Origin of the sequence: Sphingobium baderi (assembly GCF_001456115.1) — a bacterium.
Lineage (GTDB): Bacteria > Pseudomonadota > Alphaproteobacteria > Sphingomonadales > Sphingomonadaceae > Sphingobium > Sphingobium baderi_A.
On the sequence record NZ_CP013264.1, the window covers coordinates 1,265,327 to 1,290,677 of the forward strand.

Here is a 25,351-nt window from a genome sequence, read left to right on the forward strand (position 1 = left end):
TCTTTTTGCCGCATTTTTGTGAGCCGTCAGCCGTGCCAGCTGACTTCAAAATGCTCTGGCAAGCCGCACCCTTTCAAAATCCAGGCAAATCGACTATGTGCGCGCCCTATGCAGACAGCCGCCAACCCGCTCATGCCGATTCCCGGCGCTATCGATCCTGTGCCCGTGCCGCGCGCCGTAACACCGCGCGAGGATGGCCGCGTCGACCTGCTAGGCCTGGCGCGCGATCGGATCCGTGCTGTTCTGGAAAGCGCGGGGCTGGAGCCCAAGCAGGCGAAGCTGCGCGCCAAGCAGCTTTTCCACTGGCTCTACCATCGCGGCGAGACCGATTTCGAGAAGATGACCGACCTCGCCAAGCCGATGCGCGGCTGGATGGCGGCGCGCTTCATCGTCGGCCGTCCGCAGGTGGTGGAGGCGCAGGTGTCGAGCGACGGCACGCGGAAATGGTTGCTGCGCTCCGACGACGGGCAGGATTATGAAATGGTGTTCATCCCCGATGCGGATCGGGGGACGCTCTGCGTGTCGAGCCAGGTCGGCTGCACGCTCAACTGCCGCTTCTGTCATACCGGCACGATGCGCCTTGTCCGCAATCTGACGCCGGGCGAGATCGTGGGGCAAGTGATGCTGGCGCGCGACGCGCTGGGCGAATGGCCCAAGGGGAGTATGTCCTCGACCATCGAGGATGAGGATGATGACGCTCCGCAATATGCGCCCGACGGCCGGATGCTGACCAACATCGTTATGATGGGCATGGGCGAGCCGCTCTATAATTTCGACCATGTGCGCGACGCGCTGAAGGTCGTGATGGACGGCGACGGGCTGGCTTTGTCGAAGCGGCGCATCACTCTCTCCACGTCTGGTGTAGTGCCGATGATGGCGCGGGCAGGTGAGGAGATCGGCGTCAATCTTGCCGTGTCGCTCCATGCCGTGACCAAGGACGTGCGCGACGAACTGGTGCCGCTCAACCGGAAATATGGGATCGAGGAGCTGTTGCAGGCCTGCGCCGACTATCCCGGCGCGAACAATGCGCGGCGCATCACCTTCGAATATGTGATGATAAAGGACAAGAATGACAGCGACGCCGACGCGCATGAGCTTGTCCGCCTGCTCCGCCAGTTCAAATTGCCTGCGAAGGTGAACCTGATCCCCTTCAATCCATGGCCGGGCACCGACTATGAATGTTCGACGCCGGAGCGGATCAGGCGCTTTTCCGACATAGTGTTCGAAGGCGGTATTTCCGCTCCGGTCCGCACGCCGCGCGGGCGGGACATCATGGCGGCGTGTGGGCAGCTCAAATCCGCGAGCGAGAAGAAGAGCCGCGCCGAACTCAACCGGCTGGCCGAGGAGAAACAGGCGGCGCTGGGCTGATCGTTCACCAACCTAATATGGCGCAACGAAAAAGGGCGGCCCCATGGGACCGCCCTTTCCTATTTGCTGTCCAGGAAGGATCAGAAACGGAAGCCGATGCCGACGACGCCCGCATCACGGCCACCGAAATTGGCTTCATATTCGGTGCGCTGATACTCAGCCGAAATGTAGATGTTCGGACGGGCTGCAAATTCCAGACCGCCGCCATAACGCACACCTTCCACCGCGAAGCCCGCACCACCGACGTCGACGCGGGTGTCTGCGTAGCCGACCTTGGCGAAGGCGAGGATCTGCGGGGTGACAATATAACCCAGACGCACCGAAGCAGCGAGGTCGCGGCTGATTTCGACGCCGCCTTCACCGGTGGTGGTGTCGCCGAAGGACACTTCGGGGCCGAAGGTCACGCGGGGAGCGAGCGCCAGGTCATAGCCGGCGGTCACGCCATAGCTGAAGCCATCTTCACCGTCGAACTTGTCATAGCCCATGGTCACGCCGGCGCGCGGACCCGTGAAGGACGCGGCTTCCTGAGCGAAAGCAGGCGCGGACACGGCAACAGCGGCAGCAGCAGCGGCTGCGAAAATCACAGTCTTCATAAAACCCTCATATTATGGAAGCGGCAACATTGTCGGAATGACAATAGCCGTCATGTATTCATGATCTGGTGTTTCGATTGTTTTCTTTATCACCTTGCAAAAAGACTGCGGTAAGCAGCCTTCAGCCTTCTCATGAACCGCAATGTTCATCTGCGGTGACGCGCATATGCGTCGCCATGGATCGAGTTGCAACATCGTCATAAACATTATTGAGGATTGATGTTTTTTCGCAACAGTTTGGGCGGCGCAAGCGTAGATGCAAAAAAAAGGGCGGCTCACAAGGGGAGCCGCCCTTCTCCATGCACTGGTTCCGTGCTTAGAAGCGGAAGCCGATACCGACGACGCCCGCATTGCGGCCGCCGAAATCATCTTCATATTCGGTGCGCTGATATTCGGCGGAAATATAGGTGCGCGGAGTCACCGAATATTCCAGGCCGCCGCCGAAACGCACGCCTTCCAGCGATTGATGCGCGCCGGCAAATTCGAAGCGGGTGTTGGCATAGCCGACCTTGCCGAATGCCAGAACCTTCGGCGTCACGGCATAACCGAGACGCAGCGAGGCGGCGAGGTCGCGGCTGGCGTGGACGCCGCTGTCCTTGGTGGTGGAGTCGCTGAACGACACTTCCGGGCCGGCCGTGATGCGCGGGGCCACCGCGATGTCGTAACCGGCGGAGGCGCCATAGGTGAAACCATCGCTGCCCTGGATATTGTCATAACCCAGGATCGCGCCTGCACGCGGGCCAGTAAAGGGAGTTGCGTCCTGAGCAAAAGCTGGAACGGCAACGGAGGCAGCAGCAATGGCCGCGAGAATCGCAGTCTTCATGATATTCCTCATTTATTCTTTGACACCCTGAACCGGGATGAACTCCATCTAGGTGCTCAATCAGTTTTGAAAAGGGACTGATCTATTATTTATTTTGATCAAGCCCTCCTTGAAACATGCAGGTATCGTTCCGTAGTCGCTTATATGTCCGACGATCTTACTTGCGAGGGGAGCGCGCTTATGCTCTCGCCAGATGGCTGCCACATGAACGGCTTCTGTCATTTCCGTCAGGGAACATCCATTTTGACCTGACTGATGCAAAAGAGTAACAGTGCCTGCCATGAAAGAAGGCTTGGTCCCCGCTACGGCGGCGCGTATGGTGCAACGCCATCGGCTGTCCACCCGTCTGTGGCATTGGGCGAACGTGCTGCTGCTCTACACGCTGTTTACCAGCGGCCTTGGCATCTTCAATGCCCACCCCCGGCTCTATTGGGGCCAGTATGGCGCCAATTTCGATCATGCGTGGCTGGAACTGGATCGTTTTCCGGGCTGGATCACCCTGCCGGCACTCTATAATCTCGCCATGTCGCGGCATTGGCACCTGACCGCCGCGCCGATCCTGATCGTCTCGCTCCTCGCTTATATGCTCTGGAGCCTTGGCAACGGGCATATTGGTAAGGATTTGCTTTTCCGCCGGGGCGAGTTGGCGCCTGCTCATCTCTGGCGAGACGTCAAGGATCATGTCCGGTTGCGTTTCCCAAGGGGGGAAGCGGCGCTGCATTATAATGTGTTGCAAAAGGCCAGTTACATGGCCGTGATCTTTCTATTGCTGCCGCTGGTCATTCTGACCGGGCTTACCATGTCACCGGGCATGAACGCGGCCTGGCCCTGGCTGATCGATCTGTTTGGCGGCCGCCAATCGGCCCGGTCGCTTCATTTCCTGGCGGCGTTCGCCCTGATGGCCTTTTTTCTCGTTCACATTCTCATGGTTCTGCTGGCGGGGCCGCTGAATGAAATCCGGTCGATGCTCACCGGCAAATATCGCCTGCCGGAGGAAGGGAGATGACGCTTTTGCTATCCCGCCGCGCACTGGTGCTGGGCGGAGCGGTCACGCTGGCCGGATGCGATCGGCTGGCGAGCAATGAAAGGGTGCGCGACACGCTGTTTTCAGCCGAGAATTTCCATAAATGGGCGCAACGCAGTCTGATGCGCCGCGATGCCCTCGCCCATGAATTCCGGCCCGACCAGATTTCCCCCTTTTTTCGCGCGAACGGCACCGCTAATCCCAACACGCCCGAATATAAGACACTGTGGCGCAACGGCTTTGCCGACTGGCGGCTGCGCGTAAGCGGAATGGTGGCCCGGCCCCTGTCGCTTTCCCTCGTGCAACTTCATGCCATGCCCCATCGCGAGCAGATTACGCGCCACGATTGCGTGGAAGGATGGAGTGCGATCGGCAAATGGCGCGGCGTGCCGCTATCGCTGATTCTGAATGCGGCGCGGATGAGCAGCCGCGCGCGCTACATCGTTTTTCGCTGCGCCGACGATATGGGGAACGGTAATGCCTATTATGAAAGCATCGACCTGATCGACGCGTTCCATCCCCAGACCATTCTGGCTTTCGCACTGGGCGACCAACCTTTGCGGGTGGCGAACGGGGCGCCGCTGCGACTGCGGGTGGAGCGGCAGCTTGGCTACAAGCACGCCAAATATCTGACGGGAATAGAGGCGGTGGAAAGTCTCTCCGGCATCGGCGCGGGTAAGGGCGGCTACTGGGAAGATCGGGCCGGTTATGACTGGTATGCAGGCATTTGACGCCCGCGTCATGACAGGGCAGGGTGCGGCGCATGAAAATATTCGATCGGGTTCTCAAACGACTGGTTTCGCAAGGCCAGCTTACGGTCATCTATCATGACGGCTCTCGCAGCACGGTGGGAACGGCCGATCCAGCCTTTCCCGCGTTGACCCTTCAATTCCTCGATTCGCGCGTTCCCATCGATATATTGAAAGATCCGCGGCTCGGCATGGCGGAAGCCTATATTGAGGGGCGGGTCATCATCGAAGGTGGCGGGATCATGGAACTGATCTCCCTAATTCGCGTCAATAACGCTTGGGAAAACGGCAAATCGATCAGCGCCAAAGGGCCCTTGAAACGCGGTTTCAAGGCGCTTCGACAGACGCTCTGGCGCGCCAACCATCGTTCCCGCGCCAAAGCCAATGTCGCCCATCATTATGATTTGTCGGGCGCGCTTTATGCGCTCTTCCTCGACAAGGACCGGCAATATAGCTGCGCTTACTGGCCCGATGCCGACAATCAGGCGGGGATCAGCCTGGAAGAGGCGCAGGAAGACAAGAAAGCGCATATCGCTGCCAAGCTGCTGCTGGAACCGGGCATGAAGGTGCTGGACATCGGTTGTGGTTGGGGTGGCATGGCGCTCTATCTCCACCGCACCTGCGGCGTCGATGTGACCGGCATCACCCTATCCGAAGAACAGCTCAAGGTTGCGCGCCAGCGAGCACAGGATGCTGGCGTATCGGACCATGTCCGTTTCGAACTGATCGACTATCGCGATATGGAGGGGCCGTTCGATCGGGTTGTGTCCGTCGGCATGTTCGAACATGTGGGCACAGCGCATTACCGCACCTTCTTCAACAAATGCCGTGACCTGCTGACGCCTGAAGGGGTAATGCTGATCCACACCATCGGGCGGATGGACGGTCCCGGCATCACCGACGCCTTCACGCAAAAATATATCTTCCCTGGCGGATATATCCCAGCTTTGTCTGAAATGTTGATAGGCAGCGAGGGCACGCGTCTGATGGTGACGGACGTGGAGGTTCTGCGCCTGCATTACGGCCTTACGATCCGCGAATGGTATAAGCGGGCAATGGAGCACAAGGAAGAGATCGTCGCCCTGTATGACGAGCGGTTTTTCCGCCTGTGGACTTTCTATCTGGCGGGTGCCGCGACGGTGTTCGAGCATGGCAGCATGGTGAATTTTCAGGTCCAATATGCGCGTAACCGGCGCACCCTGCCGATCACCCGCGATTATATGGCGCAGGCCGAAGCAGGTCTGCGCGGGCGGTAGGATAAGCCTGAACCCAAACTGACAGGCGCGTTCCCCGACGGTTCAGTCGCCAACGCCCATCTTCCTCATCAAGTCCCGTCGGCTGGAGCGGCGGGACTGCGTGAGGAGAAGTATCATGACCCTTTTGTGGAAAGGCGTTGCTGCGCTGGGACTGGCGATCGCCAGCCTGGGCGCGACGGCGGTTCCCGCACAGGCGCGCGATCATAGCTATCGCGACGGCTGGCGCGGCGACCGCGATCATCGCTGGAATGACCGGCGTCACTGGAGAGGCGATCGCCGTGACTGGCGCCGTGACCGTCACTATCGGGCGAACTGGCGCGGCTATCGTCAGCGTTGCTGGACCGAATGGCGCTACAGCTATTATGCTGATCGGCGCGTTCGCGTCCGAATCTGCCGCTGAAGCCGGATGAAAGGGGAGGGGCGAACAGGCGCGGCTCGCGTCCATTCCTCCTCTTTCTCCGCCGCGCCATGGTTGACGCGCGGCAGGGTGACGGGGTAGGCGCGCCGCACACGTCACAGGAAGCAGAGATATGAGCGACACGCCCCCGGATCGTCTTTCGACCAACCCGCGCAGCCCCCATTTCAACATGGAAGTCCTGCAGCGCGGTATCGGCATCCGCTTCAAAGAGCGTGAACGGAAGGATGTCGAGGAATACTGCATTTCCGAAGGCTGGATTCGCGTCGCGGCGGGCAAGACCCGCGATCGTCATGGCAATCCGTTGACCATCAAACTGTCCGGGCCGGTCGAAGCCTGGTTTGAAACCGCTGCTGAAGACACATCTGAGACAAGCGGGGAATAATCCTCAGCGCATCCGCGCTTCCTGCTTCACGTCGGCGATAATGTCGCCCAGCGAACGCGAGGCGGGCGTCGCATCGGCATATTCCATCACGCGCGGATCGCTCTCAAGCCATGGCTCATGGGCGGATTTGCGCCGATCTCGCATATCGTTCGATGCCGTCCTCTGCAATCGCGCCTCATTCGACGCAGGACGGAAAACCGCGCGCGCCGGCACCTGAACATCCCGCCATGCGTCCTGATCCATGCTGGCCAAACGGATGCTGCTCCCCATGGCCGGATTGGGCGTGAAGGGATGCAGCTTTTCCCTGTCGCCATAGATGAAACCATAGGTCGGATTGATCCGCGCACCCATCCGGCGGGTCGGACTGTGCCATACGCGCACCTCGCTCCAATCCCCGGCGGGGGAAACGTCCACCGCCATCACGTCTTCCTCGATCGCTCCGGGAGCGGACCAGTTGGCATGGCGGATCAAGATACGTCGCGCGTCCATCACATGGCTGACCACCGCCACATGCCCCAGCGCCATCGGCCCCGCCGGACGGAAGGCGAGAACTGCGCCTTTGCGCGGCCTATGCCCGCGTTGATATTGGTTTTCCGCCTGTGCCCACCATGTCAGCGCGTCGCCGTAAATCTCCACGCCGGAGACGATGCGCGCATAGGGAACGCATTGAAGAGGCGTTGTCCCCAGAGCGGGCGCAGCCATCGCGCCGGACAGGAGCATCGCCACCGCCCAACGAATCCATCGAAACATCATGCGACCTCAAACAGAGAATCGCCCCACCGGGGACGATCCTAGGTCGCGACATTTAGGAAGTGGTTAAACGTTCAGTAGGCACCGTGCGCGGATTCGGAGCCCGCAGTGGCGCGATCGGCTGAAGCGAACTGCACGCCCGTCGTATCGTCGCGCGCGGGGCTGGCATAGATGAAACCGCGCGCCGGATTGGAACGCAGGCCCAGCTTGCCGATGGGGCCGTACCATACGCGCACGTCGGACCAGTCATTGTTCGGCGACACGTCGATGGCCCGGACATTGCGTTCGATCCCGCCACGATAGGACCAATTGGCGTGGGTCAGCAGCACTTCCCGATCACTGATGACCTTGCTCACCATCGCAACATGGCCGACAGGCATGGCGCGGCTGGATGAAAAGGCCAGAACCGCGCCTACGCGTGGTTCATGTCCGCGATCATAGCGGCCCTGCGCTTGGGACCACCAGGTGTTGGCATTGCCATAAAGTTGGATACCGGAAATCTGACGGGCATAGGGAACGCACTGAAGTACGCCGGCAGTAGCAGGCGTAACGGTCAGGGCGCCGAGCGCAAGCATCACTGCTGCGAACAGAGCGCGAAAACCACCGATCATGCGTTGCGACCCCCGAATATATTAAAGGTGTTTCATCCCCGTGACGGCCTTAGGGCAGAGGCCGGACGAATTGAAAAGTGCGGGGCGACGAGTCGTTGCTACCGCGCGTTAGCTGGCGGAACGAAAGAGCTGACCAGCCGTGATGGACAGCCGTGTGGCTGCGTCAATATCTTGGAAAAGCGCACTTTCCGTCCCGGTCATCCACACCTGCGCGCCCATGCCGCGCAGCCGGTCGAACAAGGCGCTCCGACGCAACGGATCGAGATGGGCTGCCACTTCGTCGAGCAGCAGCACCGGCGGCTGCCCGCGCGAAGCCGCCACCAAAGCGGCGTGGACAAGCAGAATAGAGAGCAGCAAGGCTTTTTGTTCACCCGTCGAGCAGAGTGCTGCCGCCTGGCCCTTGGCGACGTGCGTGACGGCAAGATCCTGCCGGTGTGGCCCCGACAATGTGCGCCCAGCGGCGGCATCCCGCCGCCGCTCTCGGCTAAGGCGGCGGGCAAGCGAATCGTGGCTTTCTTCTTCCGTCTGGAGCGCGAGTGATGGCCGGGCAAAGGGGGCGTCGGACTGATCCACCAGCAAGGTGTTCAGCCGCGTGATCAGATCGGTGCGCCCGGCGGCCAGCGCGGCGCCATGCTCCTCCATCTGCGCTTCCAGCGCGTCGAGCCAGAGCGGATCGGCGTTTCTAAGATCGCCCAGCAGCCGGTTACGCGCCCGCATCGCCGCTTCATAGCGAGCGCTATGGGCGGCATGACTGGGGTGCAGCGCTAGGGTCAGCCGGTCCAGAAACCGCCGCCGCCCGCCCGGGCTATCCATGAACAGGCGATCCATTGCGGGCGTTAGCCACATGATTGACAAATGATCTGCCAGCGCATTGGCGGAAGAGGCAACCCCGCCGATCCTCACCTGTCGTCGATCGGGCGTGTCGGCCACGATTCCTGTGCCCAGCATCACGCCATCGACCTCCGCCGCTATGCCGAAGCCCCCCATGCCGTCCTGTTTTGCCATGTCGCGCAGAGCCGCCCCGCGCAGCCCGCGCCCCGGAGCCAGCATCGACACTGCTTCCAGGATGTTCGTCTTGCCCGCGCCATTTTCGCCGGTCAGCAGGATGAATGCATGATCGGGTACGATCAGCGCGTCCGCATGATTGCGGAAATCGCTTAGGGTCAGTCGGCCGATCATCAGGCCGCTCTAGCGGTGCGGAAGCGGTTTAGGAAGCGTACGCCGCGCAGCTCAACCGCAACGCTTGCGCGTGACAGCTACGCCGTCGTTTACCATAGTCAGTTCCTGCCCCTTGGCGGAGGGTTTGAGCGTCAAGCTACGGGTCCAGCTTTGGCCCTCGCCTGTAAAGGACGCGTTTACCTTCATCCGCCCATCCGCCTGCTGTTCGATACTGGTCACGGTGCCGACGCTTTCATGGAAGATCAGTTCCTTCGGCGTGATGGACAGTTCCTGCTCGGCGGTTTTGTCGGTGCAATCGTCGCCTATTCCCGTCCAGCGCCCCTGTAATGCCGTGGGGATTAGTGATCCGGTCTCCTGCGCGCGTGGCGCTGTGGCATTTTCGAGCGGTGGGTTGGCATTGTTCGTGACTATCTTCTCCTGTGGGCCGGAAGACGTCGCATTTTCGATATCGGTGATCATGCCGGATTGCTGATCATGGCCGCCATCGCAGGCGACAAGCAGAAGCGGCAGGGCGAAAGGAAGATAGAAACGCATCCGGAAGGAACTGGCGACGCGGGCAAGAGTTCCGCTGGGGAAGAAGGATGACACTTGCCTTGATTGTGTCAGGAGTGCTTTTTCATGCCTGTATTGGGAATGGGCGGATTGTTCTTCCGATCGCGTGATCCCGACGCGCTGGCCTCATGGTATCGACAGCATCTGGGCGTTGGCGCTGGTTGCACGAGCGATCCTGCGGCACCGCCTAATGAATGGGTGTGGCAGACGCTGGGGGGACCGATGGTCTTTTCGCCGTTCAATCTGGACAGCGACTATTTCGCCGCCGACAAGAATTTCATGATGAATTTCCGTGTGAGCGATCTCGACGGCCTGCTCGCGCACTTGCGCGCCGCGCGGATAGAGATCATCACCAAGGATGAGTGGGACGATCCCGCGGTCGGCCGTTTCGCACGAATCCATGATCCGGAAGGTAACGCCATCGAATTGTGGGAGTCGCCCGCATCGTCAGATAAGGACAATTGAACCATGTCAAGCAGATCGATCGCACGGATCGCAGCGCTTTCCCTTGCCGCAGCCGCAATGATGAGCGCGACTGGCGCAACGGCGGCGCTGGCCGTTGGTGCGAAAGCGCCTGATTTCACCACGCGCGGCGCGATGGCGGGCAAGACCTTCACACTCACTCTATCGCACCAGTTGAAGCGCGGGCCGGTGGTGCTCTATTTCTTCCCCAAGGCGTTCACCCCTGGCTGCTCCGCCGAAGCCCGCGAGTTTGCCGAGCATATCGAGGACTTCAAGAAGGCTGGCGCCACAGTCATTGGCATGTCGACCGATCCGGTCGATGATCTGGTCGCCTTTTCCACCAAGGAGTGCGCTGGCAAATTCGCTGTGGCTTCCGCCGGGCCGGGGATCGTGCAGGGTTATGATGTGGCGCTCAAGATGCGGCCGGGCATGACCGACCGCACATCTTATGTTATCGCGCCGTCGGGCCGCATCGCCTTTGTCCATAGCGAGATGAATTATAGCGGCCATGTGCAAAGCACGCTGGCAGCGGTGAAGGCGATAACGGGGAAATAGTCACTTGCCCTCTTTCACATAGCGGTCGAACCAGCCCAGCGTTGCCTGCCATGCCGCTGTGGCGGCGGCTTCGTCATAGCTGGGACGATAGTCCGCCATGAAGCCATGGTCCGCGCCGGGATGGACGGTGATTTCGTCGGGCGGGGACTTGCCCGCCTGCTTGAGCGCGGCGCGCATGGCATCCACGTCGGCCAACGGTATCCCCTTGTCGAGCGCGCCATATTGACCGAGCACCGGGGCTTTCAGTTTCGTCACTTCCTCGATCACACTTAGCGGCTGAAGTGCTGTTTTCTGGCTGACGAGGCGGCCGTAGAAAGCAACTCCCGCATCCAGATTGGGGCTATGGGCCGCATAGAGCCAGACGATCCGCCCACCCCAGCAAAAGCCGGTGATGCCGCGCCGCGTTCCGTTCGCGCCATGGCTACCGGCCCAGGCATATGCCGCATCGATGTCGGCCAGCACCTGCGTATCGGGGGCTTTGGAAACGATGGTGTCCACCAGTTGCTTGATCTCGGGAATCTTCGTCGCATCGCCGTGGCGGGCGAAGAGGTCGGGGGCGATCGCATAATAGCCGGCCTTTGCGAAGCGGCGGCATATGTCGCGGACCCATTCGTGGACGCCGAAAATCTCATGAACGACACAGATGACAGGGGCGTTTTCCGTGTCGGCAGGGCGCGCGACGAAGGCGGGCATGGCAAAGTCGTCATCGGTAGGGATCGACACGCTTTCTTCGGCCAGCCCTTGCGCGGAGGTCTGGATCGCGCTGCTGGACACGGGGCGGCAGGCCGCGGCGAAACCCGCGGCGAAGGTGCCGCCGATCAGCAGCCGCCGCCGGTTCAGGCCCGTGGAACTGATCCAGTTGCGGTCTTCGGGCAGGCGCTCGCTATGATCATGGGGGTGCTGGCTCATGGCATGCTCTCCTCTGTTCCCGCCCCGGATCGCAGACTAGCGAGGGAGCGTCCCGGCGCAAGCATGTCAGGCGGACAGGTCGCCATTTTCCAGGCGTTCCAGCCCGTCGGTCGGGCGGGCATAGACATAAACCCAGGCCTGCACCGGCCCGTCCGGCATATCCACCGCCAGCATTTCGCGGCGATATTCATGGGGTGGCAGGAAGTCCGGCGAACATTCCTCATAGATGTCCAGTTTCGCAAGGACCGGCGTGGGATCGGGCAGTTCGAACACATCGCCTGCCACCACGCCATTCGGTCCGGGAACGAAGCCCGGATAATCGGCAATGCGATAGAGTGCTCCTTTCGCGCTTCCTTTTCCCTTGTGCCGCGCGACCGTGCCGAACCAGAGCGCCATCGGCCTGCCAAAAGCCGGGCGCAATGTTCCATAGACGAAGAGAAGTTGTGCAGGCATGGCATCCTTCTTGAAAATTATCCCGATAAACGGTGAATTATTCTAATTTACGGAATTTTACACGTTGCGCTTTCGCTGAAAGCGTGTCCGAAACCCTGCATTTCCGCTGGAAAAGGCAAATGGCACGGCTCCTGCAATCAAGTGGGCATCAAGGCCGGATGGTCTGGCCGCCACAAGTCAAGGGAGTCATTAACATGTCCATCGCCAAGATTCAGAACGTCGCTTTTGCCGTCGCTGGAGCTTTGCTGTTCGCCAGCGTCTTTGTTGGCGCGGCTGTAGGTCCAGTCGTTTCGATCGCTTGAACCAGCACCGAACTGTTCCGCATAGACCAGAATATTTGCATCAGAAGGCCAGAATCATGAACAACAGCTTCACTCTCGACCGCCGCAACGGAAAGATCATGGGCGTGTGCGCGGGTCTTTCCAACCGCACCGGCATGGATGTAACGCTGATCCGCGTCGCTGTGCTGCTGCTGACACTCTGTGCGCTTGGGCCGGTGGGCGTCGTTGCCTATCTGCTTGCAGGCTGGATGGCGGAAGGCTGACGGGTCAGTTCCGCAATATCGTCTGAACTGGGTAAAACTGCAGATAATAAAAGAGCCGCCCTTGGCTGATGCCCGGGGCGGCCTTTTGAGTCCCGACGATAATCGGGAGAGAGGAAAGCGCAGAAGAACTCAGGCAAAAAGCACCGAATAGAAGGTCAGCACCTGTGCACTGACCGCAACTACCAGCACGACGCCCTGAAAAGCGTGACGCATATTTAACTCCATCAACAGGTTGATTGATCGCCCTGTGGGCTGATATCGCCGTTATGCGCGTGTCATTGCGCTGCAACAATCGCAAAGCGCGCCTTCGCAGTTGCAGCAAATGCAACAGCCTGTTGCGCGAGAGTGACAGGATGCTGGTTCGCCGAAAAGGAGAGGGAGGAACGCTATTTCCTCATCTAGCCGTCCAAATGCGCGATCATGGTCATCGCAGCCGCCGGATTCCTTGCTTTAGCGCCACTGATGAAGAAGGCGAACACGTCGCCGCCCCGTGCTCTTTCGCGCAGGATATCGGCCCATCGCGCTATCTCCGCCACGCTATAGCCGGTCACTTCCTCCTCCCGGCTCCGCATCAGGCGCACATAGGAAAAGTCGACATCATGGCCATGGATCGCGGGATATTCCGGGTGATCGGACAGCACGACCGCCGCGCCCGCATCCCGCGCCATAGCCAGAAAGGCGGGATCGCCGAAGCTTTCATGCCGCACTTCCAGCGCATGATGTAGCGGGACGCCTTCGACGCTCGCCGGGAGCAGTTTCAGGAAGGTGCTGAAATCATCCGGATCGAATGTCTTGGTCGGCATGAACTGCCAGAGTATCGGGCCCAGCCGGTCGCCCAGTTCGACCAGTCCCTGGTTCACGAACTTCGCGACGGATTCGCCTGCCTCTGCCAATACGCGCCGATTGGTGCAGAAACGCGACGCCTTGACCGCGAAATGAAAGCCCTCTGGCACCGACTTGGCCCAGTTGGCGAAGGTCGCGGGCTTCTGCGTGCTGTAATAGGTCGCATTGATCTCGGTTGCGGTCAGATGCTGTCCAACATAGGCCAGTTCGTCCTTTTGCCGTAGCCCCTCAGGATAGAAGGCGCCGCGCCATGGTTCAAAGGTCCAGCCACCGATCCCGACCCTGATCCGTCCGCGCATGACTCATTCCTCCTGCGCGGCATATTGATCGGTCGAAGCGATCAGAGCCAGCGGGAAAAGATGTTGGTCTTTATTGCGATTGATTCTTAACTGTTGCGGCAGGAGATTTCGCCATGCCGCTCGACCTCATCAAGACCGCCACCTATTTGTCCATTCACCTGACCATCGGCTTTTCCGTGGCTTATGTGCTGACCGGATCGGCCGCCCTGGCGGGCGGCATCGCACTGATCGAGCCGATGGTGAATGCCGTCGCGTTCTTCTTCCACGAACGCGCGTGGAAACGGATCATGGCCCGCCCGCCGCGCGGGGCTGGGCGCGAATGGATGCGCGGACGGGCGAGCTTCGCGTGATGGTGGCAGGGCGGGGCCAGGCGGGTTTCGACCGTGAGCGGACATAGCCCGCAACGGAGAATGAAGAAGCGCACAGTCCGCAATCCACCTATAACTGCCATTCCACTCAACGGTCCTATCGTCCGAACTTCCGCTGCGTCCTGCCGTAGCGCAGTTTCCGCGTTCCCGGCTTGCCTTCGCTCGCGCGGCCTCTGGGGGCGGCGACCTGCTGTTCGGAGGGCAGGCCCAGTTCCTCGGCCTCCAGCTTGCGGATCTCGTCGCGGATGCGGCCGGCTTCCTCGAACTCCAGATCGGCGGCCGCAGCGCGCATCTTCTTTTCCAGATCCTCGATATAGGCGCGCAGGTTGTGGCCGACCAGGTGCGGGCGATCGTCGATCCCCGTGTCGATCGTGACCTGATCCTTGCTCGCGACATGGGCGATGATGTCGCCGATGTGACGCTTGATCGTGGTCGGCGTGATGCCATGCTCGACATTATAGGCCTGCTGCTTCTCGCGGCGGCGGGACGTTTCATTGAGCGCCCGCTCCATGGAGCCGGTGATTCGGTCGGCATAGAGGATGACGCGCCCGTCCACATTGCGCGCCGCGCGGCCGATGGTCTGGATCAGCGATGTTTCGGAGCGCAGGAAGCCTTCCTTGTCCGCGTCGAGGATCGCGACCAGCCCACATTCGGGAATGTCCAATCCCTCGCGCAACAGGTTGATGCCAACCAGCACGTCATAGACGCCGAGCCTGAGGTCGCGGATCAGCTCGATACGCTCCAGCGTTTCGACGTCGCTGTGCATGTAGCGGACCTTGATGCCCGCCTCATGCATGAACTCCGTAAGGTCTTCGGCCATGCGCTTGGTGAGCGTGGTGACGAGGGTGCGGTATCCCTTCTTCGCCGTTTCCCGCGCTTCGTGGATCAGGTCGTCCACCTGATCCTCCACTGGCTTGATCTCGACCGGCGGGTCGATGAGGCCGGTAGGGCGGATCACCTGTTCGGAGAACACGCCGCCGGTCTGCTCCATTTCCCACGGACCGGGGGTAGCGGAGACGCTGACGGTCTGCGGGCGCATTGCGTCCCATTCGTTGAAGCGCAGCGGGCGGTTGTCGATGCAGCTCGGCAGGCGGAAGCCATATTCGGCGAGCGTGATCTTGCGTCGGTGGTCGCCCCGCGACATCGCGCCGATCTGCGGCACGGTCTGGTGGCTTTCGTCCACGAACAGCAGCGCGTTTTCCGGCAGATATTCGAACAGGGTCGGCGGCGGTTCCCCAGGCAGGCGGCCGGTAAGGAAGCGCGAATAATTCTCGATCCCCGCGCAGGAGCCGGTGGCCGCGATCATCTCCAGGTCGAAATTGGTGCGCTGCTCCAGCCGCTGCGCCTCCAGCAGCTTGCCCTCCGCATGCAATTCCTTGAGCCGCTCGGCCAGTTCATGTCGGATCGCCTCCATCGCCTGCTTGAGCGTCGGGCCGGGCGTGACGTGGTGGCTGTTGGGAAAGACCTTCACATAGTCCAGCGACGCGACCTTCTTGCCGGTCAGCGGATCGAACTCGACGATCTCTTCGATCTCATTGCCGAAGAAGCTGATGCGCCACGCCGTATCCTCATAGTGCGAGGGAAAGATTTCCAGATTGTCGCCCTTCACCCGAAAATTCCCGCGCGCGAAGGCGGCGTCGTTGCGCTTATATTGCAACGCGACGAGCTTGCGGATGATCTCCCGCTGGTCCTCGATCCCGCCCTTCTGCATGGCGAAGGTCATGGCGGAATAGGTTTCGACCGAGCCGATGCCGTAAAGGCAGGAGACGGACGCGACGATGATGACGTCGTCCCGCTCCAGCAGCGCGCGGGTGGCCGAATGGCGCATCCGGTCGATGCTCTCGTTTACCGAGCTTTCCTTCTCGATATAGGTGTCCGACCGGGCGACATAGGCTTCGGGCTGGTAATAGTCGTAATAGCTGACGAAATATTCGACGGCGTTCTCCGGAAAGAAGCTCTTAAACTCGCCATAAAGCTGGGCGGCGAGGATCTTGTTGGGGGCCAGCACCAAAGCCGGGCGCTGCAGTGCCTCGATCACCTTGGCCATGGTGAAAGTCTTGCCGGAGCCGGTGACGCCCAGCAGCACCTGATCGCGTTCCCCTTCGTGCGCGGCGGCGACCAGTTCGGCGATGGCGGTCGGTTGGTCGCCCGACGGCTCATAGTCGGACACGAGTTTGAAGGGTTTGCCGCCTTCGCTTTTTTCCGGGCGCGCGGGGCGGTGGGGGACGAAGTCTTCGCCTGTCTCCGGTTCTGCGAGGGATGTGCGGATTTGAATTGTCATCGCTGCTTGATATGGTCCTCCCAAGGACGGGTCGCAACCGCCAAGATCAAACAGGGAACCCATGCCATGAACAAAGCCGTCGTGACCGCCGCCCTTGCCTCCGTCACCCTGTTGCTCGCTGCCTGTGGCGAGAAGGCGGGGGAGAAAGCGGAAGGCGCGGGAGACATTGCCGCGACCGACGGCATGAGCCGGGGAGAGGTGAAGGCGCAGGTCGACAAGGTGCAGCTTAAGCCTGGCCAGTGGGAAGGCAGCTTCACGCTGGAGGATATCGACCTGTCGAACATGCCCGGCGCATCGCCGCAGATGAAGGACCGGATGAAGCAGATGATGACGCAGCCCTCGATCAAATATTGCGTCACGCCCGAAGAGGCCGCCAATCCCAGCGGCAAGATGTTCTCCGGTCAGGAGAACAAGGATTGCACCTATAGCGGCTTCGACGCGCGTGGTGGCGCGGTGAAGGGGCAGGTATCGTGCAAGGGGGAGAATGGTACGATGAATGCGGTGATGACGGGCAATTATGCGCCGGAAAACTATGAGATGCAGATGAACATGAAGATGGAGGGCGGCCCCCAGGGTATGACCATGGCGATGAAGGCGCGGACGACCGGAAAGTGGGTCGGAGCCACCTGTTCCTGACCACCTCCTCGCGCCTGCACCGGCATGGATGAAGCGCGGGCGGCGTGTTGCTGGCTGTGTGGGCGTTCGCTCGGGCGGCGGGTGGAATGGCATCATCCGCTGCCTAAAAGCAGGGGCGGGCGGGATGTGGTCCCGCTGCATCCGATTTGCCACCGGACCATTCATGCCATCGCCACCAATGCCGAACTGGCGCGTGTTTATCGGGATGCCGACCGCCTGCGCGCGCATCCTGCCATGACCCGCTTCCTCGACTGGATTGCGGACAAGCCGCCGGATTTCCATGCGCCCACCCGCCGAAGGCATTGAACAGGATCGCGTTTTCGCTTGCACTTTACTGCCAGAGGGGTGAGCCTGCCCTCCGTTCCGTAAGAGAACAGGGGAGAGATGATGCGATACACTGTTCTGGCGGCGATGCCGCTTGTGATGACTCTTGGCCTGACAGGGTGCGGCAGCAGTTCCGCGCCCGAACCCGAAGCAGAAGAAGTGCCGATTCTGATGCAGGCGGGCGAATGGGCGCTGACCCGGAAGACCACCGGTTATAACACGCCTACGGTGACGCCCGCCGAATATCAGGCCGCGCTCAAGGAAGTGAGCGAAGACAAGACGTGCATCGTGGTCGATGCCGCCGGAGTGCCCAATGCCGATGCCTTGGCAGGCACGGAAGGCAAGGATTGCACTTACAAGGACAAGCTGGTCCGCAAGGGGAGGCTTATCGCGACCCTGTCCTGCAAGTCGGGAAGCGGCACATCGGAAATCACGGTGGAAGGCAATTACACAGCTGATACGCTGACGCTGGGCACGACGATGACGAAGACGGTGGGCGGCCAGCCCACATTGCGGACAACGCATGATTTGAGCGGCAAGCGCGTCGGCGACTGCCCCAAGGCCTGAACTTGCCTGGACGGTCTGCCGGGCATGGCGGCCCGGCAGCTCCGGGCCGGAATCTCCAATCCGTAATCGTGCACGGCATCATTCCATGGAAAAGGGAATCGGCCACGCTGTTTCATCTTTCGATCGCAGCGCACGATCCGCGCCATCTGGCGGAGGTCATCGCGCAATTTTGAGATGGTGCCGCCTTTCCCTTTCCGCCGGTTGCTGAGGGAAGCTGGATCACGCTCGCCAATGACGAACATGGCACCGCGGTGGAGGTCTATCCCATAGGCATCATGCTGTATGAGGCGGAGGGCGGTGCCGACGGCGAGGGCGAGCGCGCCGGTGAAACCGGATTTGCCGGCACCCATGCCGCCATCGCCACGCGCCTCAGCCAGGATGATGTGATGGCGATTGCCAGGCGAGAAGGCTGGCCCGCAAAATATCGTAAGCGTGACGGCGGCTTCGGCGTCAGCGAGCTACGGATTGAAGGCGTCAGATGATCGAACTGCTGACCGCGGAGATGCAGGCCGAATATCTCGCCGCAGTGAGGGTGGACAATTATCGCGCCATGATGGGGGTTTGCCCGCCGTCCTGATTGCGCGGTCTATTCCAGTGCCGCGATGGCCCGTCGGTCGCAGCGTTTTGGCCCTCGTGGGACAGGCGTATAATTGGGCACCAGAATCGACTGGCCGATCCTGAGTGGGGCGAAGCGCTTGCGCTCTATCCCCTCGCATTGCAGGAACATTTCCAGCATCCGGGGCGGGGTGTCCCATTTCTCATAAGACAGGCGGAACGTGCCCCAATGGACGGGGATCGCAGTCGATGCCTCTAGCCGCTCAAAGATCTGCACGGCCTGTTCCGGGCCGATATGGGTGCCCGAAGCCATCTGCCCTTTCTGAAAGCGGAAGGCGCCGATGGGGAGGATGGCGAGGCGGACCGGACCCAGTCGCGCGGCTTCGGCTGGCCAGGCCATATCGCCCGCACCGGTATCGCCCGCAAAGAAGATGTTCCCGGCCCGTGTTTCGATCACGAAGCTGGACCATAGCGCGCGGTTCCGGTCCGTGGCCCAGCGCGAACTCCAGTGATGGTTTCGCATCACATGGACGCGGTAATCGGGGCAATGCTCATAATTTTCGCACTGGATCACCGTATCGGCACCAAGACCGCCCAGTGCCGCGCCGCTGATTGACTGGCCCCAATCCAGCGCGGTGGCGGGAATGCCGGACGCTTTCAGGATCGTGTCATTGCCAAGGCCGGTGACGATCCTGGGCCGGTCGCGTTCCCAGAGCTTTTTAAGGGTGGGGATGTCGAGATGATCGTAATGATTGTGGCTGATGACGATCAGGTCGATCTTTGGCAGGTCGTCGAAGCGGATGCCCGGCTGTGCGACGCGCTTTGGCCCGACCAGATTGAACGGCCCGGCACGATCCGACCAGATCGGATCGGTCAGGATGTTGATGCCGGCCGCCTGCACCAGCACCGTCGCATGACCCACCCATGTCGCCGTCATGCCGCGCGGAGCGGCGAAGGGGGCGGGGCGCGCCGGTCTTACCGCTATCGCGTCCGGCCATTCGGGCCGGTCGTCCCGCCCCAGCAGATAGCGGGCGATGGCATTGTGCATATTGGGGCCGCGTGAGATGAAATCGTCCGTGCCATCGGGATTGAAGAAGTGTGCGCCGTCGAAATGGCGGCTGGCAGGGCCCTGATAATAGATGCGGTCGAGGAAAGGCGGGATGACGGTGACCGCCAGGCATAGGGCGATGACCGCAAACAGTGATGCGATGCCCACGACACCGGCGATTTTCCTGAACAGGCGACCCATGCGCTCTCCGAACCTTTTGCCATCAGCGACATAACGCGGATTGGCGGCGCGGCAAGGGGCATGGCGTCAATGCCGCTCAGCAGGGGTTCTCATAGGCAAGCTGCAATATGCCCCAATGTCGCCCATTCACATGGATGGAAGCAATCACCTGTTTGAGCAGCACGACCTCCATATCGGCCGTCAGGCGGCGATAGGCCTTGATATAGAAGGGCTGGGTGATTTTGCTTTGCTCCCGGGTGTCGGGGAAATCGAAGATCACGCCCTGACGCGAATGTTCAAGGTTCCACTTGTCCTGCCCCGGCCGCTGCGGCTGGGCGCGTTCAGGCATGGCCACCGCGCCAAAGGCGTTGCGATCGGTGAAGGTCATGCCAAAGAACCCTTTTAAGCCGCGCGCCTTTTCCTGCTGCTCGCGGGCCGCGGGCATCATCACCTGCTGCGCGGGATGCGAGAATTGCAGAGGATTGGTGCCGGCTATCGGTATATAATGTTCGCTGAATATCTCGGCTTCGCTCACACGCCCTTGTGTGATCGCTCGTTCGATGGCCGCACCCACCATATCGGCGGATTCGAGACCGAAGCGGATATAAGGGGAATCGGGAATCTCGACCCCGCTCTCCGCCAGATATTGCAGCAGTTCGTTGGTGTCGTCGCTTGCTGTCGATACGCGGCTGGACAGGCGCTGAAGCCCGTCGGCATTGTCGGTCGATGTGCTGGCCAGCGCCGCCAGCCCTTCCCTGATTTGAGCCGCGGATCCCACCATGGAGGCGATGCGGTCGGCCGCAGCGTCGCTCTTGCCGGACAGGTCGCGTATCAGCGCGTCCAGCCTTTCCACCAGCGCTTCGATATTGCGCGTGTCATTGGCCGCGGCGTGGGCCGTCTCCGCGCCATGAATGATGCCCTCCAGCATTTTCCTGGCTTCGTCGGTCAGTGCGCCGATGGAGCGCTCGATCGTCTGGGTGGCGGTCGTCGTTTCCTGCGCCAGCTTCTTGACCTCTGACGCGACTACGGCAAAGCCACGTCCCGCATCGCCTGCGCGTGCCGCCTCGATCGTGGCGTTGAGCGCCAGCAGGTTCGTCTGGCTCGCGATACCGCTGATGACGCCGGTCACATGGGCTACGGTCTTGAGCGCTTCGCGAAAGCTGTCGAGTCGCTCGTGGATGCCGCTGACCTGTGTGATCAGTTCGCTGAAATTCTGGTTGGCCGTTGAAAGCTGCCGCCCCGAATCGTCGATGATAAGCCGGGCGGCGTCGGCTTTCGTTCGCGCTTCCTCCCCCGCGAGCGAGGCGCGGTCGCCATCCTGCGACAATTGGGCTGCCGCTTCGCCGATGGTTTCGATGGTGCGTGCCTGTCGCGTCACCCGGTCCGCCAGTTCGCTGATGTCAGCCTGAAGATCGAGCGTGCGGATGCCAAGATCGCCCGACAGGCGAGCGACTTTCTCGACGGCATGGGCGATGTTTTCAAAGGGCACTATTCTTTCCACGCCGTGTGGCTAGAACAGGATGGTAAATGAAAGGTTAGGTGCGCGACCAATGGAGTCAGAGAGCGCCGGCCAACGCCAGGATGACGCCCAGCGCCACTAGCATGAGGCCCACCGCCTCGCTGCGTTTCATGCGTTCGCCAAGGTAGAAATGCCCGAAGGCGAGCGTGAAGGCGACTTCGACCTGCCCGACGATGCGGACCAGCGCCACCGGTGCGGTGGCGAAGCCGGTGAACCAGCAGGCCGATCCGGCCGCAGACAGAAATCCGACCTGTCCCGAGACCCGCCAACTCGCCAGCACCCGCCGCATTTCGCCCGATTCACGCAGCAGCAGATAACCGCCCTGCATCACCGTCTGAAGCGCCACCGTCACCGCTAGAACGATGAGCGCGGCATGGATTGGGTCGCTGCCGCCCACTTCCTGCGCGGCGCGGCGGATGCCGATGGCGGTCAGGGCGAAGAAAAAGCCGGATGCTATGCCATAGAGCGCGGCGGGCTGGCCCAGGGCCTTCAGGAAATCCAGCGGACCCATGCGGCGTCCGCCCGTGGATAACAACATGATGCCTCCGACGCCGCAACCGATGCCGCAGAGGCTGGGCGCGCTCAGCCTTTCGCCCATCAACAGGAAGGAGAGGATGGCGCTCTGCACCGCCTCCGTTTTCGAATAGGCAGTGCCGACCACGAAATTGCGGTGATGAAAGGCCATCAGCAACAGGTTGGTGGCGATGATCTGTGCCAACCCGCCCGCAAGGCAGAAAAGCAGGAATAGCCCGCCGACAGAAGGAAATGGCGCTGGAAAAGTCAGCCGGTAGGCCGCCAGCATCAACAGTGCGAAGGGAAGGCCGTAAAGATAGCGGACCAGCCCCGCACCGTTGATCGACAGGCTTTTGCCGACTCGGCGTTGTACAGCGGTCCGCCATGCCTGCATTCCGCCTGCCATCAACGTGGCGGGCAACCAGATGGGAGAAGAAATCATGCCCGGCCTATAGCCGAAAAGCGCGGGGCGTCACCTTTAGCTTGCCCTGCTTTGCACGCCGTCTGGGGAAGCGTTCAGCTTGGCTTGACGCCGTTCGCCGAGGCTCCGCCATGATGCCAGCCGATGGGAGGCGCGGGGGCATCCACCAGCGGAAGGCGACCCATGGTCCAGTTCGTCTGGAGCCGCACCAGCGGATTGGGCGCGCACCATATCTCGCCGCTGTCGTTGAGACCCGTAACCCAGATCAGATTATGTTCTGGTCCATAGTCGATGACCGCGAAGGCATAACCTTTTCCCTTGTCTTGGATATCGATGGGAAGCGGTGGATTGAGCTGAATAAAGGACATGAAGAAACTCCGGCGCAAGATGCCGGAAACAATGCGGCGGCGGCCACAGGGTTCCGCCCATTGCCGCCACCTTGATTTCGATCAGGAGGATTTGTCCTGCGGGAAGTTCACACGCCTTCGAGCAGACGTTCCTTGCGGATTTTCTCCTGCCACACCAGTGGGGCGAGGCGATGGACATTCTGCCCTTCGCTATCGACCGCGACGGTCACGGGCATGTCCTGCACCTCGAATTCGTAGATCGCTTCCATGCCCAGATCCTCGAAGCCCACGACCTTCGCGCCCTTGATCGCGCGCGCGACAAGGTAAGCCGCGCCGCCGACCGCCATCAGATAGGCGCTCTTGTGCTTCGCGATGCTTTCGGTCGCCGCCGGGCCGCGCTCCGCCTTGCCGACGCAGCCGAGCAGGCCCTGCTCCAGCATCATGTCCATGAAGCTGTCCATGCGGGTCGCGGTGGTGGGACCGGCGGGGCCGACCACTTCGTCGCGCACCGGGTCGACCGGGCCGACATAATAGATGACGCGGCCCTTGAAATCGACGGGCAGTTGTTCGCCCTTCGCCAGCATGTCCTTGATCCGCTTATGCGCGGCGTCGCGGCCGGTCAGCATCTTGCCGTTCAGCAGGAGGCGGTCGCCATGCTTCCAGCTTTGCACGGCTTCCGGCGTCAGCGTGTCGAGGTTGACGCGGATCGCTTCCTTGCTGGGCTTCCAGTCGACCTGCGGCCATTCGGAAATCTTGGGCGCCTCCAGATAGGCGGGGCCGGAGCCGTCCAGCGTGAAATGCGCGTGGCGGGTCGCGGCGCAGTTGGGGATCATTGCCACGGGCTTGCCCGCCGCATGGCAGGGATAGTCGTAGATCTTCACATCGAGGATGGTGGACAAGCCGCCCAGCCCTTGCGCGCCGATCCCGAGCGCGTTCACCTTGTCGAAAATCTCGATCCGCATCCGTTCGATGTCGTTCTGCGGGCCACGGGCTTTCAACTCGCCCATGTCGATTGGCTCCATCAGGCTTTCCTTGGCGAGCGCGACGGCCTTTTCCGCCGTGCCGCCGATGCCGATGCCCAGCATCCCCGGCGGGCACCAGCCCGCGCCCATCTGCGGGATCATCTCCAGCACCCAGTCGACGATATTGTCGCTGGGGTTCATCATCTTGAACTTGGTCTTGTTCTCGCTGCCGCCGCCCTTGGCCGCGACATCCACCGTCACCTTGTTCCCCGGCACCATCTCGACGTTGAGGACGCAGGGCGTGTTGTCCTTCGTGTTCTGGCGGCTGAACGCCGGATCGCGCAGGATCGAGGCGCGCAGGCGGTTTTCAGGGTTGAGATAAGCGCGGCGCACACCTTCATCGACGACCTCCTGCATGGAGCGGCTATTGTCGTCGAGGCGGCAGTCCATGCCCCATTTGACGAAGACGTTGACGATGCCGGTGTCCTGGCAGATCGGGCGGTGCCCTTCGGCGCACATGCGGCTGTTGGTCAGGATCTGGGCGATGGCGTCCTTGGCCGCCGGATTGGCTTCGGCGTCATAGGCTTTGCCCAGCGCGCGGATGTAATCCATCGGATGATAATAGCTGATGAACTGGAGCGCGTCCGCGACGCTCTCGATCAGATCGGCGGTCTTGATGACAGTCATTACCCATGTCCCTTCTGACGCCCCGCCTTTGCACGGCGGATGCATTCGCAGGGCGGCTATAGGACTTTGGCGTGCTGAGTCCAGATAGAGCGGCTATCCGTTGGCGTAGGGGAACATCGCCCAATAAGGCTCCTTCTCCGCCAGCACGCGGGCAAAGCTTTCCCGCGCCTCCAGTCGGTCGAGATAGGCAGCGAGGATAGGGAAGTTTCGCCGCATCGGCTCCACCCTGTCCGCATAAAAGAGGGCGGGGGCGGCCGCGCAATCCGCGAGGGTGAAATCATCGCCCGCCGCCCATGACTGGCCCGTCATCCGTTCCTCCAGCAGCGCATAGGCCTTGAGCAGCATCTGGCGGGACTGGGCGACGCCCCGCGGGTCGCGCGCGTCTTCCGGGCGGAGGCGGTCGGCGACGATGGCCTGCATCGGCCCCATTACATAATTGTCGAACAGCCGATCCATCAGCCTGACCTCCAGCGCTGCGTTGGCATCTCCCGGAATCGCGCGGAAGGGACCGGGCGCATGGTGGTCCAGATATTCAATGATGATGCTGGCTTCGGCCACGGTACGGCCCCGCGCCTTGTCATGCAGCACCGGAAAGCGGCCGATCGGCCAGAGCGCCATCCACTCTTCCGCAGCCGCTTCGGATTCGCCCAGCAGGCGCGGCGTGAAGGGGGTCGCATTCTCGTAAAGCGGGATCAGCACCTTCCAGCAATAGGAGGACAAGGGGTGGTAATAGAGAATCATGGGACAGCCTTTCCAACCTTGGCGACCTCTCCAGCGGTCTCTTATTATCACAATCTGGCGCTTGGCCGATCCAAGCCGTTGAGAGGGACGATTTTCCTGACACGCACATTTTCGTGGCAAGCCAAATTTATTTTTGCAGATGCATGAACCCTCTTGCCTTTTTTGGACCCGAGGGAAGTCCGTGCGTCGCGCCGATGAAGCGCCTCGAATGTACGGTGAGCCGACTCAAGGCAGCGGTGAACCGAGTCTTCAACCTGTCATTTACCCTCTTGCGCGTGGCGGAGGGTGTGGCACTATCCCTTGTATCGGGATAACTGGGGGCACCCAATAGATTGTGATTGCTTCGCTGGACGGGTTTCCAGCGCGGGGGCGTTTTTGCCCTTGCGATCCGGTCGATTGGGCCCATTTCCGTCCCGGCGCGGTTTGGATCAT

Annotated in this window: 30 protein-coding genes; 14 read left to right on the forward strand and 16 right to left on the reverse strand. The window is 61.3% G+C overall.

Translation table 11 applies throughout. From position 1 onward, the window contains the following. Positions 1–108: 108 nt before the first annotated feature. A complete protein-coding gene (rlmN, locus tag ATN00_RS06260) occupies positions 109–1,368 on the forward strand; it encodes a dual-specificity RNA methyltransferase RlmN (protein ID WP_062063268.1) in 1,260 nt (419 codons plus the stop codon). An 80-nt stretch (positions 1,369–1,448) separates the two neighbouring features. Here rlmN and ATN00_RS06265 read toward each other — a convergent pair whose 3' ends face one another. After that, a complete protein-coding gene (locus ATN00_RS06265) occupies positions 1,449–1,961 on the reverse strand; it encodes an outer membrane beta-barrel protein (protein ID WP_062063270.1) in 513 nt (170 codons plus the stop codon). A gap of 316 nt (positions 1,962–2,277) precedes the next feature. Then, positions 2,278–2,784, reverse strand: a complete 507-nt coding sequence (locus ATN00_RS06270; protein ID WP_062063272.1) for an outer membrane protein — start codon at positions 2,782–2,784, stop codon at positions 2,278–2,280. A gap of 280 nt (positions 2,785–3,064) precedes the next feature. On the opposite strand from ATN00_RS06270, the gene ATN00_RS06275 reads away from it, so the two are divergent. The 5 genes from ATN00_RS06275 (at position 3,065) to ATN00_RS06295 (ending at position 6,613) form a co-directional block, all read left to right on the forward strand. Then, positions 3,065–3,790, forward strand: coding sequence for a cytochrome b/b6 domain-containing protein (locus ATN00_RS06275; protein WP_062063274.1), 726 nt, complete (start codon positions 3,065–3,067; stop codon positions 3,788–3,790). Continuing rightward, a complete protein-coding gene (locus tag ATN00_RS06280) occupies positions 3,787–4,539 on the forward strand; it encodes a molybdopterin-binding protein (RefSeq protein WP_062063277.1) in 753 nt (250 codons plus the stop codon). Before ATN00_RS06275 ends, ATN00_RS06280 begins: the two co-directional genes overlap by 4 nt. Before the next feature lie 32 nt (positions 4,540–4,571). Beyond that, on the forward strand, positions 4,572–5,813 hold the full coding sequence (locus ATN00_RS06285; RefSeq protein WP_062063279.1) for an SAM-dependent methyltransferase: 1,242 nt from the start codon (positions 4,572–4,574) through the stop codon (positions 5,811–5,813). Positions 5,814–5,928: 115 nt separating this feature from the next. Then, on the forward strand, positions 5,929–6,213 hold the full coding sequence (locus ATN00_RS06290) for a hypothetical protein (RefSeq protein WP_062063281.1): 285 nt from the start codon (positions 5,929–5,931) through the stop codon (positions 6,211–6,213). A gap of 130 nt (positions 6,214–6,343) precedes the next feature. Further along, positions 6,344–6,613, forward strand: a complete 270-nt coding sequence (locus ATN00_RS06295; RefSeq protein WP_062063283.1) for a DUF3297 family protein — start codon at positions 6,344–6,346, stop codon at positions 6,611–6,613. 3 nt (positions 6,614–6,616) lie between these two features. Here the strand turns inward: ATN00_RS06295 and ATN00_RS06300 are convergent, their stop codons facing one another. The 4 genes from ATN00_RS06300 to ATN00_RS06315 all read right to left on the reverse strand — a co-directional run bounded on the left by ATN00_RS06300 (position 6,617) and on the right by ATN00_RS06315 (position 9,741). Continuing rightward, positions 6,617–7,363 (reverse strand): CHAP domain-containing protein, encoded by a 747-nt coding sequence (locus ATN00_RS06300; protein WP_062068471.1) that lies wholly within the window; start codon positions 7,361–7,363, stop codon positions 6,617–6,619. A gap of 74 nt (positions 7,364–7,437) precedes the next feature. Further along, on the reverse strand, positions 7,438–7,974 hold the full coding sequence (locus ATN00_RS06305; protein ID WP_062063285.1) for a CHAP domain-containing protein: 537 nt from the start codon (positions 7,972–7,974) through the stop codon (positions 7,438–7,440). Between the two features lie 108 nt (positions 7,975–8,082). Next, the gene (recF, locus tag ATN00_RS06310; protein WP_062063287.1) at positions 8,083–9,153 is read right to left on the reverse strand and encodes a DNA replication/repair protein RecF; all 1,071 of its coding nucleotides are present in this window, start codon (positions 9,151–9,153) and stop codon (positions 8,083–8,085) included. A 51-nt stretch (positions 9,154–9,204) separates the two neighbouring features. After that, positions 9,205–9,741: a hypothetical protein gene (locus ATN00_RS06315; protein ID WP_231746399.1), complete on the reverse strand. Its 537-nt coding sequence runs from the start codon at positions 9,739–9,741 to the stop codon at positions 9,205–9,207. Between the two features lie 30 nt (positions 9,742–9,771). Here ATN00_RS06315 and ATN00_RS06320 point away from each other — a divergent pair, with 30 nt between their 5' ends. Next, complete coding sequence (locus ATN00_RS06320; RefSeq protein WP_062063290.1) at positions 9,772–10,170, forward strand: VOC family protein; 399 nt, start codon at positions 9,772–9,774, stop codon at positions 10,168–10,170. Between the two features lie 57 nt (positions 10,171–10,227). Continuing rightward, the gene (locus ATN00_RS06325) at positions 10,228–10,722 is read left to right on the forward strand and encodes a peroxiredoxin (RefSeq protein WP_231746459.1); all 495 of its coding nucleotides are present in this window, start codon (positions 10,228–10,230) and stop codon (positions 10,720–10,722) included. On the opposite strand, the gene ATN00_RS06330 is transcribed toward ATN00_RS06325, so the two are convergent. Both ATN00_RS06330 and ATN00_RS06335 read right to left on the reverse strand, forming a co-directional pair. After that, positions 10,723–11,631, reverse strand: a complete 909-nt coding sequence (locus ATN00_RS06330) for a dienelactone hydrolase family protein (RefSeq protein ID WP_062063294.1) — start codon at positions 11,629–11,631, stop codon at positions 10,723–10,725. A gap of 66 nt (positions 11,632–11,697) precedes the next feature. After that, positions 11,698–12,084, reverse strand: coding sequence for a gamma-glutamylcyclotransferase family protein (locus tag ATN00_RS06335; protein ID WP_062063296.1), 387 nt, complete (start codon positions 12,082–12,084; stop codon positions 11,698–11,700). A gap of 358 nt (positions 12,085–12,442) precedes the next feature. Between ATN00_RS06335 and ATN00_RS06345 the strand changes: the two genes are divergently transcribed. Beyond that, on the forward strand, positions 12,443–12,628 hold the full coding sequence (locus ATN00_RS06345) for a PspC domain-containing protein (protein ID WP_062063300.1): 186 nt from the start codon (positions 12,443–12,445) through the stop codon (positions 12,626–12,628). 398 nt (positions 12,629–13,026) lie between these two features. On the opposite strand, the gene ATN00_RS06350 is transcribed toward ATN00_RS06345, so the two are convergent. Further along, positions 13,027–13,770 (reverse strand): DUF72 domain-containing protein, encoded by a 744-nt coding sequence (locus ATN00_RS06350; protein ID WP_062063302.1) that lies wholly within the window; start codon positions 13,768–13,770, stop codon positions 13,027–13,029. Positions 13,771–13,883: 113 nt separating this feature from the next. Between ATN00_RS06350 and ATN00_RS06355 the strand changes: the two genes are divergently transcribed. Further along, the gene (locus ATN00_RS06355; RefSeq protein WP_062063304.1) at positions 13,884–14,120 is read left to right on the forward strand and encodes a DUF2061 domain-containing protein; all 237 of its coding nucleotides are present in this window, start codon (positions 13,884–13,886) and stop codon (positions 14,118–14,120) included. Between the two features lie 115 nt (positions 14,121–14,235). On the opposite strand, the gene uvrB is transcribed toward ATN00_RS06355, so the two are convergent. After that, entirely contained in the window at positions 14,236–16,419 is a 2,184-nt protein-coding gene (gene uvrB, locus ATN00_RS06360) for an excinuclease ABC subunit UvrB (RefSeq protein ID WP_062063305.1), read from the reverse strand. A gap of 66 nt (positions 16,420–16,485) precedes the next feature. Here uvrB and ATN00_RS06365 point away from each other — a divergent pair, with 66 nt between their 5' ends. The 4 genes from ATN00_RS06365 (at position 16,486) to ATN00_RS23900 (ending at position 18,428) form a co-directional block, all read left to right on the forward strand. Beyond that, the gene (locus tag ATN00_RS06365) at positions 16,486–17,055 is read left to right on the forward strand and encodes a DUF3617 domain-containing protein (protein ID WP_062063307.1); all 570 of its coding nucleotides are present in this window, start codon (positions 16,486–16,488) and stop codon (positions 17,053–17,055) included. Between the two features lie 24 nt (positions 17,056–17,079). Further along, positions 17,080–17,361: an HNH endonuclease gene (locus ATN00_RS06370; RefSeq protein ID WP_062063309.1), complete on the forward strand. Its 282-nt coding sequence runs from the start codon at positions 17,080–17,082 to the stop codon at positions 17,359–17,361. An 81-nt stretch (positions 17,362–17,442) separates the two neighbouring features. Then, positions 17,443–17,946 (forward strand): DUF3617 domain-containing protein, encoded by a 504-nt coding sequence (locus ATN00_RS06375; protein WP_062068473.1) that lies wholly within the window; start codon positions 17,443–17,445, stop codon positions 17,944–17,946. 251 nt (positions 17,947–18,197) lie between these two features. Beyond that, a complete protein-coding gene (locus ATN00_RS23900; RefSeq protein ID WP_231746400.1) occupies positions 18,198–18,428 on the forward strand; it encodes a hypothetical protein in 231 nt (76 codons plus the stop codon). A 104-nt stretch (positions 18,429–18,532) separates the two neighbouring features. Here the strand turns inward: ATN00_RS23900 and ATN00_RS06385 are convergent, their stop codons facing one another. The 6 genes from ATN00_RS06385 to ATN00_RS06410 form a co-directional block, all read right to left on the reverse strand. Further along, positions 18,533–19,750 (reverse strand): MBL fold metallo-hydrolase, encoded by a 1,218-nt coding sequence (locus ATN00_RS06385; protein ID WP_062063311.1) that lies wholly within the window; start codon positions 19,748–19,750, stop codon positions 18,533–18,535. Positions 19,751–19,826: 76 nt separating this feature from the next. Next, on the reverse strand, positions 19,827–21,218 hold the full coding sequence (locus ATN00_RS06390) for a methyl-accepting chemotaxis protein (protein WP_197413678.1): 1,392 nt from the start codon (positions 21,216–21,218) through the stop codon (positions 19,827–19,829). A gap of 67 nt (positions 21,219–21,285) precedes the next feature. After that, on the reverse strand, positions 21,286–22,203 hold the full coding sequence (locus tag ATN00_RS06395) for a DMT family transporter (RefSeq protein WP_062063313.1): 918 nt from the start codon (positions 22,201–22,203) through the stop codon (positions 21,286–21,288). Between the two features lie 74 nt (positions 22,204–22,277). Further along, positions 22,278–22,550 carry a hypothetical protein gene (locus tag ATN00_RS06400; protein WP_062063315.1) on the reverse strand — a complete coding sequence of 91 codons (273 nt, stop codon included), beginning with the start codon at positions 22,548–22,550 and terminating at the stop codon, positions 22,278–22,280. Between the two features lie 107 nt (positions 22,551–22,657). Continuing rightward, a complete protein-coding gene (locus tag ATN00_RS06405; protein ID WP_062063317.1) occupies positions 22,658–24,178 on the reverse strand; it encodes a fumarate hydratase in 1,521 nt (506 codons plus the stop codon). A 93-nt stretch (positions 24,179–24,271) separates the two neighbouring features. Continuing rightward, positions 24,272–24,919, reverse strand: a complete 648-nt coding sequence (locus ATN00_RS06410) for a glutathione S-transferase family protein (protein WP_062063319.1) — start codon at positions 24,917–24,919, stop codon at positions 24,272–24,274. Positions 24,920–25,351: the final 432 nt, after the last annotated feature.

What these genes read in the sequence shown, in the direction of transcription:
- ATN00_RS06375 (WP_062068473.1), top strand. Translation starts at nt 17,443, where the DNA reads ATGCGATACACTGTTCTGGCGGCGATGCCGCTTGTGATGACTCTTGGC.
- ATN00_RS06285 (WP_062063279.1), top strand. Translation starts at nt 4,572, where the DNA reads ATGAAAATATTCGATCGGGTTCTCAAACGACTGGTTTCGCAAGGCCAG.
- recF (WP_062063287.1), bottom strand. Translation starts at nt 9,153, where the DNA reads ATGATCGGCCGACTGACCCTAAGCGATTTCCGCAATCATGCGGACGCG.
- ATN00_RS06320 (WP_062063290.1), top strand. Translation starts at nt 9,772, where the DNA reads ATGCCTGTATTGGGAATGGGCGGATTGTTCTTCCGATCGCGTGATCCC.
- ATN00_RS06350 (WP_062063302.1), bottom strand. Translation starts at nt 13,770, where the DNA reads ATGCGCGGACGGATCAGGGTCGGGATCGGTGGCTGGACCTTTGAACCA.
- ATN00_RS06290 (WP_062063281.1), top strand. Translation starts at nt 5,929, where the DNA reads ATGACCCTTTTGTGGAAAGGCGTTGCTGCGCTGGGACTGGCGATCGCC.
- ATN00_RS06295 (WP_062063283.1), top strand. Translation starts at nt 6,344, where the DNA reads ATGAGCGACACGCCCCCGGATCGTCTTTCGACCAACCCGCGCAGCCCC.
- ATN00_RS06270 (WP_062063272.1), bottom strand. Translation starts at nt 2,784, where the DNA reads ATGAAGACTGCGATTCTCGCGGCCATTGCTGCTGCCTCCGTTGCCGTT.
- ATN00_RS06400 (WP_062063315.1), bottom strand. Translation starts at nt 22,550, where the DNA reads ATGTCCTTTATTCAGCTCAATCCACCGCTTCCCATCGATATCCAAGAC.
- ATN00_RS06325 (WP_231746459.1), top strand. Translation starts at nt 10,228, where the DNA reads ATGATGAGCGCGACTGGCGCAACGGCGGCGCTGGCCGTTGGTGCGAAA.
- ATN00_RS06385 (WP_062063311.1), bottom strand. Translation starts at nt 19,750, where the DNA reads ATGGGTCGCCTGTTCAGGAAAATCGCCGGTGTCGTGGGCATCGCATCA.
- ATN00_RS06335 (WP_062063296.1), bottom strand. Translation starts at nt 12,084, where the DNA reads ATGCCTGCACAACTTCTCTTCGTCTATGGAACATTGCGCCCGGCTTTT.
- ATN00_RS06370 (WP_062063309.1), top strand. Translation starts at nt 17,080, where the DNA reads ATGGATGAAGCGCGGGCGGCGTGTTGCTGGCTGTGTGGGCGTTCGCTC.
- ATN00_RS06330 (WP_062063294.1), bottom strand. Translation starts at nt 11,631, where the DNA reads ATGAGCCAGCACCCCCATGATCATAGCGAGCGCCTGCCCGAAGACCGC.
- ATN00_RS06365 (WP_062063307.1), top strand. Translation starts at nt 16,486, where the DNA reads ATGAACAAAGCCGTCGTGACCGCCGCCCTTGCCTCCGTCACCCTGTTG.
- ATN00_RS06405 (WP_062063317.1), bottom strand. Translation starts at nt 24,178, where the DNA reads ATGACTGTCATCAAGACCGCCGATCTGATCGAGAGCGTCGCGGACGCG.
- ATN00_RS06345 (WP_062063300.1), top strand. Translation starts at nt 12,443, where the DNA reads ATGAACAACAGCTTCACTCTCGACCGCCGCAACGGAAAGATCATGGGC.
- ATN00_RS06305 (WP_062063285.1), bottom strand. Translation starts at nt 7,974, where the DNA reads ATGATCGGTGGTTTTCGCGCTCTGTTCGCAGCAGTGATGCTTGCGCTC.
- ATN00_RS06275 (WP_062063274.1), top strand. Translation starts at nt 3,065, where the DNA reads ATGAAAGAAGGCTTGGTCCCCGCTACGGCGGCGCGTATGGTGCAACGC.
- rlmN (WP_062063268.1), top strand. Translation starts at nt 109, where the DNA reads ATGCAGACAGCCGCCAACCCGCTCATGCCGATTCCCGGCGCTATCGAT.
- ATN00_RS06265 (WP_062063270.1), bottom strand. Translation starts at nt 1,961, where the DNA reads ATGAAGACTGTGATTTTCGCAGCCGCTGCTGCTGCCGCTGTTGCCGTG.
- ATN00_RS06395 (WP_062063313.1), bottom strand. Translation starts at nt 22,203, where the DNA reads ATGATTTCTTCTCCCATCTGGTTGCCCGCCACGTTGATGGCAGGCGGA.
- ATN00_RS06355 (WP_062063304.1), top strand. Translation starts at nt 13,884, where the DNA reads ATGCCGCTCGACCTCATCAAGACCGCCACCTATTTGTCCATTCACCTG.
- ATN00_RS06280 (WP_062063277.1), top strand. Translation starts at nt 3,787, where the DNA reads ATGACGCTTTTGCTATCCCGCCGCGCACTGGTGCTGGGCGGAGCGGTC.
- ATN00_RS06410 (WP_062063319.1), bottom strand. Translation starts at nt 24,919, where the DNA reads ATGATTCTCTATTACCACCCCTTGTCCTCCTATTGCTGGAAGGTGCTG.
- uvrB (WP_062063305.1), bottom strand. Translation starts at nt 16,419, where the DNA reads ATGACAATTCAAATCCGCACATCCCTCGCAGAACCGGAGACAGGCGAA.
- ATN00_RS06300 (WP_062068471.1), bottom strand. Translation starts at nt 7,363, where the DNA reads ATGTTTCGATGGATTCGTTGGGCGGTGGCGATGCTCCTGTCCGGCGCG.